14 protein-coding genes are annotated in these 14701 nt (G+C 35.3%); 6 read left to right on the top strand and 8 right to left on the bottom strand.

Going from position 1 to position 14701, the window contains the following annotated elements; all coding sequences use genetic code 11:
• Positions 1 to 40 precede the first annotated feature (40 nt).
• The 3 genes from AC061E_RS04090 (at position 41) to AC061E_RS04080 (ending at position 2855) form a co-directional block, all read left to right on the top strand.
• Complete coding sequence (locus AC061E_RS04090; protein ID WP_370628696.1) at positions 41 to 1513, top strand: ATP-binding protein; 1473 nt, start codon at positions 41 to 43, stop codon at positions 1511 to 1513.
• A gap of 9 nt (positions 1514 to 1522) precedes the next feature.
• Positions 1523 to 2305 carry an enoyl-CoA hydratase/isomerase family protein gene (locus AC061E_RS04085; RefSeq protein WP_478285127.1) on the top strand — a complete coding sequence of 261 codons (783 nt, stop codon included), beginning with the start codon at positions 1523 to 1525 and terminating at the stop codon, positions 2303 to 2305.
• Positions 2306 to 2450: 145 nt separating this feature from the next.
• Positions 2451 to 2855: a hypothetical protein gene (locus AC061E_RS04080; protein WP_086452792.1), complete on the top strand. Its 405-nt coding sequence runs from the start codon at positions 2451 to 2453 to the stop codon at positions 2853 to 2855.
• Positions 2856 to 2994: 139 nt separating this feature from the next.
• On the opposite strand, the gene AC061E_RS04075 is transcribed toward AC061E_RS04080, so the two are convergent.
• From AC061E_RS04075 to AC061E_RS04065, 3 genes are all read right to left on the bottom strand, one after another.
• Positions 2995 to 3648, bottom strand: coding sequence for an HD domain-containing protein (locus AC061E_RS04075; protein WP_478285126.1), 654 nt, complete (start codon positions 3646 to 3648; stop codon positions 2995 to 2997).
• A gap of 89 nt (positions 3649 to 3737) precedes the next feature.
• Positions 3738 to 4727: an acyl-ACP desaturase gene (locus AC061E_RS04070; protein ID WP_478285125.1), complete on the bottom strand. Its 990-nt coding sequence runs from the start codon at positions 4725 to 4727 to the stop codon at positions 3738 to 3740.
• A gap of 10 nt (positions 4728 to 4737) precedes the next feature.
• Positions 4738 to 5472 carry a lysophospholipid acyltransferase family protein gene (locus AC061E_RS04065; RefSeq protein ID WP_478285124.1) on the bottom strand — a complete coding sequence of 245 codons (735 nt, stop codon included), beginning with the start codon at positions 5470 to 5472 and terminating at the stop codon, positions 4738 to 4740.
• Positions 5473 to 5587: 115 nt separating this feature from the next.
• On the opposite strand from AC061E_RS04065, the gene rnpA reads away from it, so the two are divergent.
• The 3 genes from rnpA to AC061E_RS04050 are packed head-to-tail and all read left to right on the top strand — an operon-like array spanning position 5588 to position 8480.
• A complete protein-coding gene (gene rnpA, locus AC061E_RS04060; RefSeq protein WP_478285123.1) occupies positions 5588 to 5968 on the top strand; it encodes a ribonuclease P protein component in 381 nt (126 codons plus the stop codon).
• A gap of 42 nt (positions 5969 to 6010) precedes the next feature.
• Entirely contained in the window at positions 6011 to 6838 is an 828-nt protein-coding gene (locus tag AC061E_RS04055; RefSeq protein WP_478285122.1) for a DUF4349 domain-containing protein, read from the top strand.
• Between the two features lie 4 nt (positions 6839 to 6842).
• Positions 6843 to 8480, top strand: a complete 1638-nt coding sequence (locus AC061E_RS04050) for a S41 family peptidase (RefSeq protein WP_478285121.1) — start codon at positions 6843 to 6845, stop codon at positions 8478 to 8480.
• Between the two features lies 1 nt (position 8481).
• On the opposite strand, the gene AC061E_RS04045 is transcribed toward AC061E_RS04050, so the two are convergent.
• The 5 genes from AC061E_RS04045 to AC061E_RS04025 form a co-directional block, all read right to left on the bottom strand.
• Positions 8482 to 8928, bottom strand: coding sequence for a GNAT family N-acetyltransferase (locus tag AC061E_RS04045; protein WP_144893566.1), 447 nt, complete (start codon positions 8926 to 8928; stop codon positions 8482 to 8484).
• A gap of 29 nt (positions 8929 to 8957) precedes the next feature.
• Complete coding sequence (locus AC061E_RS04040) at positions 8958 to 9941, bottom strand: DUF4837 family protein (protein ID WP_478285120.1); 984 nt, start codon at positions 9939 to 9941, stop codon at positions 8958 to 8960.
• A gap of 47 nt (positions 9942 to 9988) precedes the next feature.
• A complete protein-coding gene (locus AC061E_RS04035) occupies positions 9989 to 12001 on the bottom strand; it encodes a lytic transglycosylase domain-containing protein (protein WP_478285119.1) in 2013 nt (670 codons plus the stop codon).
• 297 nt (positions 12002 to 12298) lie between these two features.
• On the bottom strand, positions 12299 to 13483 hold the full coding sequence (locus tag AC061E_RS04030; RefSeq protein WP_478285118.1) for a phosphoglycerate kinase: 1185 nt from the start codon (positions 13481 to 13483) through the stop codon (positions 12299 to 12301).
• 239 nt (positions 13484 to 13722) lie between these two features.
• Positions 13723 to 14685, bottom strand: a complete 963-nt coding sequence (locus AC061E_RS04025) for a PorP/SprF family type IX secretion system membrane protein (RefSeq protein WP_478285117.1) — start codon at positions 14683 to 14685, stop codon at positions 13723 to 13725.
• Between the last annotated feature and the right edge of the window lie 16 nt (positions 14686 to 14701).

Genomic DNA, 14701 nt, shown 5'->3' with positions numbered 1-14701 from the left:
TCCCAACCGGTACTGAGACTGAGACTGTAAACTAAAAACCATGTTCAAAAGCTTCAAAATAGCAATGCTTTCCTTGCGGATTAGGATTTTCCTGTCCATGATTGTATTGATATTGATGGCCTCCGTTATATTAGCTTCGATTTCGATCATTCAATTTAAAAACGAAGCAAAAGAATACCACCAAGAGCGATTGGAACGAAACGAAAATGCGGTTAAACAACACATCAATTTTATTCTTTCAACCACTACTTATCCTCTTACCGCAGCAAACCTAGATCTTATCTTTAAGGATAAAATTCATGAATTGGCACACATTCATAACGTCGAAATTAATATTTACAGCCTTAACGGTCAGTTATTAAAATCTTCCAAAGAATCTTTTTCGGTTGACAAAGTTGCACCACCAGTACCCAAATACATTTTGAAACTGGTGCGTTCCTCCATTGAAAAAAGGTATGTAGACATTAAAACCATTGACGGCAAAAAAAATCGTTCGGCTTTTAGCCAAATCAAAGATGACAAATTCAAGCCACTCGGAATTTTAAACTTGCCTTATGTAGAGGACGATGGATATTATGAAAATGAACTTAAAAATTTCTTGGTAAGACTAGGTCAAGTGTATACTTTTATGCTGCTCATGGCCTTTGCGCTAGCGTACTTTTTATCGTCCTACATTACAAAATCTTTGAAAACCATTTCGGATAAATTAAGTGAAACCAGTTTAAACCAAAAAAACGAAAAAATTGTTTTGGAGGCCAATAGCAAAGAAATTAATTTACTCATCAAGGCGTATAATGCCATGGTAGATGAACTGGAGAAAAGCGCCATCAAACTAGCACAAAGTGAGCGCGAAGAAGCCTGGAGAGAAATGGCAAAACAAGTGGCCCATGAAATTAAAAATCCGCTTACGCCAATGAGACTCACGGTTCAAAGCTTTCAACGCAAGTTTGACCCATTGGATCCCAATGTAAAACAGAAAATGAACGACTACTCTGAAACGCTCATTCAACAAATTGACACCATGAGTGCTGTCGCTTCGGCTTTTTCTAACTTTGCCTCCATGCCTGCCCAACAAAATGAAACCCTGAATGTAGTTGAAGTTGTTGAACTTACCATGGATATTTTTAATGAAGATTATGTTGAATTTCAAAGCGAATCTCCAGAGATTATTTCAAAAATTGACCGTACACAATTGATTCGAGTTATTACCAATCTTGCCAAAAACGCTATTCAATCTATACCGGAGCAACAAGAATTAAAAAAGGTTCTCGTAAAAATAAAAAAAGAAGACAATAACGTACTCATAACCGTATCAGATAACGGAATAGGAATACAAGCTAGCGATGCGCATAGGATTTTTGAACCTAAATTTACTACCAAAAGTAGCGGTATGGGTCTTGGTCTTGGAATTATAAAAAACATTATCGAAAATTACAAAGGAACGATTATCTTTGAATCTGAATTTGGTAAAGGAACCACATTCATTGTGTCGCTCCCCATCATAAACTCTTAAAAAACACTTATGAACTACGAAAATATTTTGGTTACTACCCAAGAAAACATTGCAACTGTAACTATCAATAGACCTACAAAGCTAAATGCTTTAAATGTGGCAACCATTTCTGATTTGAACAAAGCCTTTAAATTATTGTCAAAGAACAATGAGATTCGTGCTATTATTTTAACAGGAAGTGGCGAAAAAGCTTTTGTAGCAGGAGCTGATATTTCAGAATTTGCAAATTTCTCCATAGAACAAGGATCCCAACTTGCAGCTGAAGGTCAAGAAAAATTATTTGATTTTATCGAAAATTTAAAAACACCTGTTATTGCCGCAGTTAATGGTTTTGCGCTAGGTGGCGGATTAGAATTAGCCATGGCCTGTCATTTTAGAGTAGCATCTACAAATGCCAAGATGGGTTTACCAGAAGTATCGCTAGGAGTGATTCCTGGATACGGAGGAACACAACGCCTACCACAACTAGTAGGAAAAGGCCGCGCTATGGAAATGATTATGACTGCCGGAATGGTTTCTGCGGATGAAGCTTACAGAATAGGATTAGTAAACCACGTGGTTCCAGAAAACGAACTAATTGAATTTTGCACCAATATGGCAAATAAAATCATTAAGAACTCTCCCTACGCTATTGGCAAAGCAATAAAAGCAGTTAATGCTAATTTCAAAGAAGGTAAAAACGGATACGAAACAGAGATCAAATCCTTTGGAAAATGTTTTGGAACCGAAGATTTTAAAGAAGGAACAACAGCTTTCTTAGAGAAAAGAAAAGCAGTTTTTACAGGGAAATAAAAATAAGAGAGAACCAGATTGGTTCTCTTTTTTAGTTTAAACACATATTGTTTTAAATAATTTTTTTCACAAAAAGGATTTGTTTGCTGCACAAGGCTTAATTTTGCATTTCATTTGTGATTATTTCACTCTTTAAATTCTAATTATGTCCTTCCAACCTGTATTTGATCTGTTCTGGGAAAAAGTAAAAGAAAGTATCGATAACTATACGTATGCAAAGTTAACCCTAGCCAAAACCATTGGTGATACAGAATTGAAAAATATTTATGTACGTCCTGTTTTACAAGAAAACGATGTGTTTTGTATGTCTATAACGGCGCGTTATAAAACCGAAGAAATAGAAAGTTTCCATACCCTTGATGAGGCGTATATTGTATTGGCTCCGTATATGAACAACCCTTTTTTGACGGCTCTACTCTTCACCACAGAAAATGACATAACGTTTAAACTCAATAAAAAAAGAGTCGGAACTATCATTGAGCAAGCACCTACCTTTAAAAATGCATCGGATGTGATTCTAGAAATGAAAGAAAAAGGGATTTCAGCATAAAATTTTTGATAACGAATGCTGGTTTCATGTTGAAAACCAGCATTCGTTAAAAAAGAGCTCGTAATGGATTACATATCATTCAAGCCTGAGTTTTATTTTTTTGAAGGATAACAATCTCAAAAAACTGAAAACTGTTAACTTACTTCTCCCCTTCCCATTCTGCATAAAACTGAGCTAGAAAACCCTCCATATAGCAATGTCTTTCTTGAGCGATCTTCTTTCCCGTTTCAGTATTCATTTTATCTTTTAAGAGCAAAAGCTTTTCGTAGAAATGATTTATTGTTGGAGCATCATTCTTTTTGTATTCTTCCTTAGTCATGCTGGTGTTTGGAGCTATTTCAGGGTCATACATCGCTCTATTTTTAAAACCTCCATAATTGAATGCTCTGGCAATTCCTATAGCTCCTATGGCATCTAAACGATCTGCGTCCTGAACCACATCTAATTCAATAGAGGAAAACTTTCGTTCAACATTACCACCTTTATAAGATATGTTTTCAATAATTTGAACTACATGCGAAATAATTTCCTCTTCAACATGTTCCGATTCTAAAAATTTTCGAGCAACTCTAGGTCCTACCGTTTCATCACCATCGTGAAATTTACTATCGGCAATATCATGTAGCAACGCACCAAGCTGGGCAACAGTAGTATCGCAAGTTTCCGTGCTAGCAATTAGTACTGTATTCTTAAACACTCTTTCGATATGAAACCAATCGTGTCCGCCCTCGGCATTTTTTAATTCTTCTTTTACAAAAAGAATTGTCTTGTTTATCAAATCAGGATTTGTCATTGTATCTTTTGTTTTTAAAAAAAATGTTGAACTTTAAAGCTTTAAAACTTTAAAATCCAACATTTATATTGGGTATTCGCAGGAGTGAATTAGCGTATTAAGGCAGGCTCAACCCATTTGAAAATGTGAGATTCTTGAGGAATTACCAAACGCTCAGAGATTTTGGCCATTCTAGCAGGTAATTTCATCAAATAGTCACGTGCTTTTTCAGCTTCATCTGTTAAACCACCTATTTTATCAATTTCCCACTTGTCAATTAATTTTTGCATAATTTCAACATAGTCTACTGCGGTATACACCCCAATACGCTGTGCAGAATCAGAAAACTGTTCAAAAGCTGTACTTATTTTTTCACCAGATTCTCTCAAGAAATGAGCCGGCATAACAATTTTTGCTTTCATCATGTATTGAAAAGCAAGCATCATTTCGCTTGGGTCAATTTGGAAAATTCGGTTTACAAACTCGCTATATGCATGATGGTGACGCATTTCATCGCCTGCAATCATTTTGCACATTTTAGAAAGTTTATTGTCTCCGTATTTTTTAGCTATTTGAGCTACTCTGTTATGTGAAACATAGGTAGCTAGTTCTTGAAAACTAGTGTAGATAAAGTTTTTGTAAGGATCTCTACCAGTACCAATATCAAAACCGTCATTAATCAAGTGCTGTGTAGTCATTTCTACTTCGCGCATGTTCACTCTACCGGATAAGTACAAGTATTTGTTTAATAAATCACCATGGCGATTTTCCTCACCTGTCCATTGTCTGATCCATTTTGACCATCCGTTGCGCTCCACATTATCTATTCCTTCTACATCCATAAGCCAAGACTCATAGGTAGGCAACGCTTCCTCTGTAATGGTATCACCTACTAGTGTTACCCAGAAATCATAAGGCAAATCTTTAGCAATTTCACGTAGTTCTTTTACTTCATCAAAAAAAGTATCACTCTGGGAATCTGGCAAAAAATCTGTGGGTTGCCATATCTTTTCAACAGGAATAAGATACTGATCGACAAAGCTATCTACATTTTTCTCTAAAAACTGCATTACTTCTAATCGAATGTTTTTTATTGACATTTTATATATATTAAATTTTTATTCCATTCACAACGGCTGTTTCGGTTTTCACCATCAAATCAGCAAAATCATATTCGCTTACAGCAAGCGGTTCGTGCACTACAAAGGTAAGATGATTTCCTAAACCAACGGGAAAAAAACCAAATTTTACCATTTTCCAAGAGTTGTTAATGCTTACCGGAACTACGTAGGCCGATGGGGCACTCTTGCACAGCATTTTTAATCCTGTTTGTGAAAACTCTTTTGGTTTTCCTGTTTTACTTCGGGTACCTTCTGGAAAAATAACGGCAGAACGCTTGTGCTTTTCTATATACTCTGACAAACTTCTAATGGCAGGAATAGCTTGTTTGGGATCTTTTCTATCAATAAGTACAGAACCTCCATGGCGTAAATTATAGGATACACTTGGTATTCCTTTACCTAATTCTTTCTTACTCACAAATTTACAATGAAAACGTCTAAAATACCAAATCATTGCAATAATATCGTACATACTTTGATGGTTGCACACAAAAATCAAGGGTACATCCTTTGGGATGACATCTCTATTTGTAAAAGTATACGTAGTTCCAAGCAAATTAGTGCATTTTACCAAGAAAAAATTCAAATAATCCACACTCTTTTTATGCGCTTGATAGCCAAAAACGTTGAAACAAACCCATTGAATAGGATGAAAAACAAGCAATGTTAGACTAAAACAGAGATAATAAACAACAGATAAGGGGTAGGAAATTATTTTTTGCATGCTTCAAAAATTTCTGCAAAAGTAATAAATATATTTTTAGCGGTATTTCATCTAGAAAAAGTCGCAAAAAACAGCTTTAATTGTACCTTTGCTATCCAAAATACGTTCCCTATATATGAATTTCAAATACCCTAAATCCGAAAAACTAAAAAGCAAAATAACCATTGGTTTATTATTTACTGAGGGTAAATCCGTATCCAAATATCCGTTGCGATTGGTATACAAAGCTGGTACTTTTGGCGAAAGTGAAAAAATAAAAATAGGCGTTTCCGTATCCAAAAAGAATTTTAAAAAAGCTGTAGACCGCAATTATTTCAAACGTGTACTTCGCGAAACCTATCGCCTAAATAAACATTTGTTGCTTGATAATCTTGACCAACCGTACTCTTTCATGTTTTTTTATCAAACCAAAGATCGCTTGACTTACCAAGAAATCAATACTAAAACTGTTCAATTGTTTGAAAAGTTTTTGCTACAAATAAAAAAAGAAGAGTAGCAATTCTATTTTTTGTATTTTTAGCATTAAAACAACCTATTTATGAAGTCAATACTCTTATTTATTCTTGTACTCTTGTGTTTGGGGAGTTGTAAAAAAGAAGAAGCTGAATTAGATATGAAAATCACAGCTATTAAACTTCCTGCAAAAAGAGAATCTGGACAAAATGGCAACTACAGTGGTGATAAAATGGACTCGCCTGAAAAAGAAAAAACAGAACAAAAAATCATCAAAACAGGTAACCTTCGTTTTGAAACCAATGATTTAGAAGCTACATATACCCAAATACAAAATGCAGTAAAAAATAGTAAAGCAACGATCCAAAACGACAATGAAGGCAAAGATTACGAGTCGGTTTTTAGAAATCTAACAGTTCGTGTACCAAGCCAAAACTTTGATGTTTTTATAGCTTCCATTTCAAAAGGAGTTGCGTATTTTGACACTAAAGAAATAACTTCACAGGATGTCACTGCTGAATTTATAGATCTTGATGCCCGATTAAAAGCAAAGAAAGTATTGGAAAACCGGTATCTGGAACTTTTGAAAAAAGCAAACAAGGTTACCGAAATGCTAGAAATTGAAAAACAACTTTCGGCTATTCGCGAAGAAATTGAAGCCAAAGAAGGGCAATTGAACTACATGCAAAACCAAGTTTCTTATAGCACCATCACAATAGAATTTTATAAATCTGTTGCAGAGGCTAGCGGCGCTACCGAATCATATGGAACAAAAATTTGGACCGCCATCAAATCAGGATTCAATAGTCTTTCGAGTTTGTTTATCAATTTACTCAGTATTTGGCCATTTATCCTCATTATGATTGCTTTAGGTTACTTTATTAGAAAACGATTTAAGTCAAAAAAAATATAAAAACATGTATTCTTTCCTCAAAAAAAAATTCATCTTACCCGTTGTTGCTTCAGCACTTTTATTCATTGGAAGCAGTTTCAAAGATGATTTCTTCGAAATTGCCAAACAAATTGAAATCTTCACCACGCTTTTCAAAGAATTGAACCGCAATTATGTAGATGAGACTAATCCAGGCGAGTTAATGGACAAAGCCATTAAGGCCATGTTGGCTAACTTAGATCCGTACACGGTCTATTTTAATGAGCAGGATGTCGTGAAGTTTAAAATTAACAATACGGGTGAATATACCGGAATAGGTGCCGTACTTACCCGCAAAGAAGACAAATTAATCATAAAAGAACCGTATAAAAATTTCCCTGCTGACAAAGCCGGTTTAAAAGCAGGTGATGAGATCATTCAAATAGGTGATGTGCTTTTATCAGATTTCAAGGATGATGCCTCGCAATTACTCAAGGGGTCTAAAAATACCAAAATCACAGTAAAATACCTCAGACAAGGCAAGCCTAATACCACACAAATTGTACTGGATGAAGTAGAAATTAAATCGGTACCATTTTTTGCAAAAATCGATGATAAAACGGGCTACATTGTCTTGTCTCATTTTAACAAAAAAGCCTCTTTTGAAACCAAAGAAGCACTAGAACAACTCAAAAAAGAAGGAGCAGAACGCATCATTCTAGATGTAAGAGACAATCCCGGCGGGTTACTGAATGAAGCTGTAAATATTTGCAATTTATTTGTAGCCAAAAACGAGACTATTGTAACTACAAAGTCTAAAATTGAAAAACACAATACCACGTATAAAACCACCAGAGAACCTGTAGACTTAGACATACCTTTAATTGTTTTGGTAAACGGCCGTAGTGCCTCCGCTTCAGAAATTGTTGCAGGTGCGTTACAGGATCTAGATCGAGCGGTGGTAGTAGGAAGTCGTAGTTTTGGGAAAGGATTGGTACAGCGTCCTGTTGATTTAACTTATGGAACCCAACTCAAAGTGACCATTTCGCGCTACTATACTCCTTCTGGAAGATGCATTCAAGCATTGGATTATTCTAAAAAAGACAAAAACGGAATGGCTTTAAAGACCGAAGAGAAGAACTTTAACGCTTTTAAAACCCGAAAAGGTAGAACTGTGTATGACGGCGGAGGTATTCAACCTGATGTAGTTTTAGAAGAAACCAAATCTAGTCCTATCACAAACGCCTTGCTTCGCAACGACGGAATCTTTAACTACGTAACCAGTTATTATTACAAAAACCAATCTTTAGGAAATCAAATCCCGGTGATCAATGATGCTGATTATGCTGATTTTAAAAACTATTTAAAAGCTCAAAAATTCTCCTTTGACACAGAAACCGAATTGGCTTTGAAAAATACTTTGGCTGTAGCCAAAAAAGAAAAGCTAGACGAATCCATTCAAGTAGAGTACCAGCAATTATTGACAGCCTTGCAAAAAACTGAAAATACGTTGCTAGACAAACATCAAAAAGAAATCAAGGGTTTAATGGTTGATGAAATTATCAAACGTTTTCAATACCAAGAAGGTTTGTACCAATATTACACCAAAAACAACATCGAAATCAAGAAAGCAACGACACTCTTAAACGATGCCGCTGCCTACAAAGCTATCTTAAAAATGTAACTTACTGTTTTTGCATTTCTATGTGTGGGATATCATCTTCAAGATACATCTCACTAGTTTGTACAAAACCGTGGCTTTCGTAAAACTTTTTTAGGTACAACTGGGCTCCTATTGTGATTTGGCTTTCGCCAAAATGTTTCGCTATGCCCGCAATAGACTCGCGCATAAGGTCATGTCCCCATTTGCGATCACGGTAATTAGCATCAACAGTAACTCTACCTATTGAGGCAAAATCAAAACTTATTCCGGGTTGAAACAATCTAGAATGAGCCACTATTTTACCGTCATAAACGCCCATAAGGTGTAAGGCTACTTTATCTTTATCATCTAAGTCAAGGTACACACAGTTTTGCTCAACTACAAAGATTTCACTTCGTAACTTTAAAATATCATATAACTCAAAAACTGTAAGTGCTTCAAATGCTTTTATTTCCCATTGTAGTGTCATGTGCTGTTTTTTATACAAATTAAAGCAATTTAAGACTCTTTTTTAATAATCCGCGCTGATTTTATAATGGATTCTAATTCGTGCATTAAATCCCTTTTGTCTTTAGAAGGCGCATAACAAAAACCTTCTAGAATTAGCAATCGGTTGTATTTGGTATCTACTATTGCATAATTGATAAAAGGACCCGACATGAAATCATTATTCAATTGCCAAGTTCCCTTAGTTTCATAAGCAGTGTATTTGTTGAGTTTTGTCTTAGAAAAATAAGGAGAATACGCTTCCTCTGTAATCATGTTGGTATGCGGTTCTTTACCTCTGATGTACAAATTGCCTATAGAATCGCGCAATTGAATAACCTTTGCACTCCAGTTTTTATCGGTTCTATATTTATCTAAAGGAACTTGGTAGAGCAAGAGACTAGTGTTTCCGCCAATAAATTCTTTTTTGAGCCACAAGAAATTTCTTTTTTGCAAGACATACACATAACCCGTAGGCACTTGGATAGCCGTATGAAACTTGTTCTCAATAATTTTAGGATCCAGTAAAGATTGTTTGTTTATTTTTTGGCTAGCCGCAATTTCATCATTCTTAATCATGGAGATCATTTGGGGTGCATTTTGCTCCATGATTGTCACAATATCACTTACTGTTCTTCCTGAAATATGAAAAACATTTTGCGGACTCGCATATTGATTTTTCTTGATTTCAAATTTATTGAACTCAGTTTTTTTTACCACAATTATCGCTCGCGTATCGGTCATGAAACCTTCTAAAAGTTTCACAGGATATTGATTGATGTTAAAAAGAGGTTCTTCTTGAGGCAAGCCTATTACTGGCGCAGCAAATTTATTCCTGATGCTATCTCCTATTTCACCATTCCACAACTGATCTTCAATAATAACCGATATGGTGTTGATTTTACCTGTAGTAATGCGCGGCAACGAGCTGTTATCCTTTTGACAAGAAAACAAAGAAAGTGTCGCAAAAATGAGGAAACAATAAAATCGATGCATTGCTGGGTGTTGTTTAGTAAAACCCAAATATAAAGAACAAAGCCGTATTATCCGTTTATTTTTAACTTCATACCTGGTTTGATATCTTCACCACTAATACCGTTCCACTTTTTCAAATCATTGATGGTTACACCTGGATATTTTTTAGAAATACTAAATAAGGAATCTCCTTTTTTCACAAAATATTCTGAAGCAGTTTTCGCAGCAGATGTATTTTTCTTTGTTTTAAAAGTATCTACAGTAGCTTTATCAGTATTTATTGCTATTTCATCCTTGGCAACAATAAGAGATTTTCCTATTGTAATCGTATTATCAGGTAGGTTATTCCACGATTTTAATTCGGGAACAGTGGCGCCAAATTTAGTCGCAATTGCACCTAAATTATCTCCTTTTAAAACAACATACTCGACATCTTTACGCAACGGACTTGTTGCTGCATCTGGTTTAGCATCCGTTTCTTTTGGACTCAATTGCAAAACCAATCCCGCTTGCACAGAAGCAGTAGTTAACCCATTTAACTTTTGAATCTCAGTAACTGTCAAATTGTGTTTCTTTGCAATACTCCCCAAGTTATCTCCTTTTTGTACTACATAAGTTGAAGCGGTGTTTGACGCATCAACAGCCTTTTCCTCTTTATTTACTTTAGCATCTGCAAGGGCTGTATTTTTAGAAACCGTATTTTTAGATTCAGACTTTATTTCCTTTAGTGCAGTAGGATCAGTATTGATTTTTAAACTTCGCCCATAAGCAATAGAATTTCCCTTAATTCGATTCCATCTTTTTATTTCAGAAATGGTCACCCCATATTTTTCAGCTACACTAGCTAGATTATCGCCTCTTTTAACTTTGTAGTACACGCTTTTGGTTGCGACTAGACTTGCAGTATTAGCACTAAGACTGTCTTTAACCACAGTGGTTTTTGCTAACATAAAAGGTTTTTCACTTTTGTCTTTTTCATATTGTGCGTAGGCATATATTTTGTCTTCGTTTGAGGCAAAAACGGCAACTTTTTCCTGTGGTAATCTTAAAAAATGGGTTTGATCGTGATAAAAAGGAACCACGTTTAGCTTGTAAGACGGATTTAAAAGCTGTAATTGTGCTACAGGCACATCCAGTAATTCCGATATTTGTCTGAACGTCATTTGACGCTTAATCATCACCGTATCTGTAGCAAAGTGTTTTACTTTGGCTCTATTAGGAACAATACCATGTTCTTTGTGGTATTCATAAATATACATAGTTGCTAAAAAAGCAGGTACATAGCCTTGTGTTTCTCGGGGTAAATTTTTTCGAATATTCCAATAATTTTGTTGTCCTCCAGAACGTCTGATGGCTTTCGCAACGTTTCCAGGTCCAGAGTTGTAGGCTGCTAAAACTAAATCCCAATCTCCAAATATCTTGTACATATTGGTCATATACTGTGTTGCGGCTTCGCTAGATTTCAGTGGGTCACTTCTTTCATCTACATAAGAATCTATTTTAAGACCGTATTGTTTTCCAGTTTGGTACATGAACTGCCACAATCCTGTAGCGCCCATTCTAGAAATTGCTTTCGGGTTCAATGCAGATTCTACAACCGCTAAATATTTAATTTCTAAGGGTACATTTTGCTTTGCCAACGCTTCCTCCATTAACGGAAAATAATATTCAGAAACTGCCATAAGGCGTTCAAAAGATTTTTTTCTGTTTTTCAAAAAGGATTTGATTAAGTTTTCTAATCCTGGATTGTACTCAATATTAAAAGGTGACTTTGCATCCATGGCAGCCAATCTTTGCTTTAATAAATCTGTAGGCAATTCAAAGTCTATGGCTAGATCAAGATTAGTATTTTTTATATCATCAGAGAATGAAGTAAACAAATCCAAATCGGTAAGTTCTTTCATCCACAAGCTGTCTACACGAGAGGCAACTTTATCATGAACAAAAGTTTTCTTGATGGAATCAAGGTACGAGATTTTAGATTCAATTTTTAAAATTGATTTGGTTTCACTTGCTACTTGCGCAAACAAGCTGGCCGAAAACAAAGAGAAAATTACAATTGTGGTATTTTTTATATTCATATTTTTACGATCAAAGACCTATATTTCAAATGATTACAAAGCTATATTTACAAACTTAACGGGTTTTTTCTAAAAAACGTCATTAAAAACTGTTAAAAATGCAATAATTGATACATTTATAAGGAAAATCTATCGATTTAAGAAAAAAAATGATATTTTATAATTTTATTTAGGAGTAAAAATAAAAAACCTCAACAACTCTTTTTTGTTGTTGAGGCCTAGTCTTAAATTAGTATCACGTAGTAACTACTATAAAAAGGTTTCTTTGCTACTGTAAAATTGTTATTATGACAATTATTATAATATTGCTGCAATACCTGGAAGTACTTTACCTTCAAGCATCTCGAGCATGGCTCCACCTCCTGTAGATACATAACTAACTTTATCTTCCAGTCCAAATTGCTTCACAGCTGCTACAGAGTCACCGCCGCCCACAAGTGAAAACGCTCCATTGGCAGTAGCCTCAGCAATATAATTCCCAAGTGTGATCGTTCCATTTGCAAAATTTTCCATTTCAAAAACACCCAGAGGTCCATTCCACAATATCGTTTTTGATTTCATGATCACTTCTTTGAAAAGTTCTAATGATTTTGGTCCTGCGTCAAGACCTTGCCAGCCATCAGGTATGTTATTTACATCCACCACTTGAGTTTGAGCATCATTTGCAAAAGCATCAGCCGCTACAACATCAACAGGAATGTGTATTTGAACGCCTTTTTCTTTGGCCAAACGCAAAATTTCTAGTGCTAAGTCTTGTTTGTCATCTTCGCAAATTGAGTCTCCTATTTGACCTCCTAGAGCTTTAACAAAAGTAAAAGTCATTCCACCTCCTATAATCATGTGGTCAACCTTATCTAAAATATTTTCGATAACCGTGATTTTAGAAGAAACTTTAGAACCACCCAAAACCGCAGTTACTGGTTTCTCACTGTTTTTCAAAACTTTATTCAAGCTCTCAATTTCTTTGGCAAGCAACAATCCAAAACATTTGTGATCTGGAAAAAACTGTGCTATGATGGTGGTAGAAGCATGTGCTCTATGCGCTGTACCAAATGCATCATTCACATAAATATCTCCAAGACCAGCTAATTCTTTGGCGAATGATTGATCACCAGCCTCTTCCTCTGGATGAAAACGTAGATTTTCAAGTATCAAGACTGAACCTACTGGCAAGTTTTGAGCTGCTTCTTTCGCCTCTGCACCCACACAATTTGACACAAATTGCACTGGTACTCCCAGAATTTTAGCTGTAGTTTGTACAATGTATTGCAATGAGTATTTAGCTTCTACTCCTTTTGGACGTCCTAAATGTGACATTAAAATCACACTGCCTCCTTGAGCTAAAATGGCATCAATAGTAGGCTTGGCTGCTTCAATACGGGTGGTATCGGTTACCTGAAAATGATCATCAAGGGGCACATTAAAATCTACTCGAATGAGCGCTTTCTTATTTTTAAAATCGAAATCATGTACAGTTTTCATGGTTATGTTGTTAAAGTTTATTTTTTCATGGAGAAACAAATATAGCACTTTTAGCACGGGAACAAATTGGTGAAAACCAAAAAATCCACTTTAGTTACTAACGAAATCGTTATCATTCTTGACGTTTTTCTAAAAACACATAATCGCACGAGAATCTTTGGCGCCCAGCCTTAGCATTATCACAAAAAAATCCGACTGTCTATTCACAATCGGATTTTAAATATGTTATATATTTTGTTTTAATCAATAATTGGGTTTTGTGTACACGGACAATCACTTACTCCTTGAAGGAAATCTAAACCAATAGTTACAACGTGTGTTCCAGTGTTGAAACTTCCTAAACGGTTTAGAATTACTTGGTATGAATACCCAAAGTAAAAACTTGATTTCTTAAATCCTACCATAGGACCTACGTTAAGCGGTTTTCCTATTTGATCGTTTAAGAATCTATAAGAGGCTCCTGCCCAAATATAATCATCATTACGATCGTATTTACGGTATTTGATGTTGACATCCGTACTGGAACGTTTATCACTTGCAAAATATTGGTAATATACTGAAGGCTCAAACTCTGACCTGTTATAAGTTCTACTTCTAAAAACATATCCAGAATAAATTTGATAGTTCCGAACTAAGCTTGGCTCTACACCGCTAAACTGATCAATATCTTTGTCCAAAATGTTGCTGGCATTGAAACTCACATAATAATCCTTCTTGCGGTATAAGAAACCCACATCAAAATTATTATTGGCCACAAACCTATTGTTGTTAATCGTTGGGTCATTATTTATAGGCTGTAAGGCATCAACATCAATTTTAAAAGTGTTTAAATTATACGAGATACCAAAAGACAAATACTGCTTAGAATAATAATCTAAAATAATATGGTGTGCAAAAGAGGCTTTGATACCTTGTTGCATGGTGTTTCCATTTTTATCATTGTATGCGGAAATTCCTACACCCGATTGATCAGCTACTCTAAAATCAGCATAAATAGATTGGTTATCAGGAGCGCCCTTAATACCCACCCATTGCGTTAAGCCATTAGCTCGAATCCTCAAGTTATCCCCAATACCAGCAAAAGTAGGAGAAACTACAAATGGATTATCCGCAAGATATTGCGTAAAAACGGGCAAGTTTAACTCTTGGCTGTGGATTGAACCCACAACCAAGAGTAACATTGAAAGGATGATTTTTTTCATTTTACTTTATTTTTTT

It is taken from the genome of Flavobacterium sp. GNP011 (assembly GCF_056428925.1).
The sequence above is the reverse complement of the archived record's forward strand: the minus strand, read 5'-3'. Positions and strand labels throughout refer to the sequence as shown.

Coding starts and splice junctions, on each gene's coding strand:
- AC061E_RS04045 (WP_144893566.1), bottom strand. CDS start 8,928: ATGACACTACAATGGGAAATAAAAGCATTTGAAGCACTTACAGTTTTT.
- AC061E_RS04090 (WP_370628696.1), top strand. CDS start 41: ATGTTCAAAAGCTTCAAAATAGCAATGCTTTCCTTGCGGATTAGGATT.
- AC061E_RS04050 (WP_478285121.1), top strand. CDS start 6,843: ATGTATTCTTTCCTCAAAAAAAAATTCATCTTACCCGTTGTTGCTTCA.
- AC061E_RS04055 (WP_478285122.1), top strand. CDS start 6,011: ATGAAGTCAATACTCTTATTTATTCTTGTACTCTTGTGTTTGGGGAGT.
- AC061E_RS04025 (WP_478285117.1), bottom strand. CDS start 14,685: ATGAAAAAAATCATCCTTTCAATGTTACTCTTGGTTGTGGGTTCAATC.
- AC061E_RS04075 (WP_478285126.1), bottom strand. CDS start 3,648: ATGACAAATCCTGATTTGATAAACAAGACAATTCTTTTTGTAAAAGAA.
- AC061E_RS04035 (WP_478285119.1), bottom strand. CDS start 12,001: ATGAATATAAAAAATACCACAATTGTAATTTTCTCTTTGTTTTCGGCC.
- AC061E_RS04040 (WP_478285120.1), bottom strand. CDS start 9,941: ATGCATCGATTTTATTGTTTCCTCATTTTTGCGACACTTTCTTTGTTT.
- AC061E_RS04085 (WP_478285127.1), top strand. CDS start 1,523: ATGAACTACGAAAATATTTTGGTTACTACCCAAGAAAACATTGCAACT.
- AC061E_RS04070 (WP_478285125.1), bottom strand. CDS start 4,727: ATGTCAATAAAAAACATTCGATTAGAAGTAATGCAGTTTTTAGAGAAA.
- AC061E_RS04080 (WP_086452792.1), top strand. CDS start 2,451: ATGTCCTTCCAACCTGTATTTGATCTGTTCTGGGAAAAAGTAAAAGAA.
- AC061E_RS04030 (WP_478285118.1), bottom strand. CDS start 13,483: ATGAAAACTGTACATGATTTCGATTTTAAAAATAAGAAAGCGCTCATT.
- AC061E_RS04065 (WP_478285124.1), bottom strand. CDS start 5,472: ATGCAAAAAATAATTTCCTACCCCTTATCTGTTGTTTATTATCTCTGT.
- rnpA (WP_478285123.1), top strand. CDS start 5,588: ATGAATTTCAAATACCCTAAATCCGAAAAACTAAAAAGCAAAATAACC.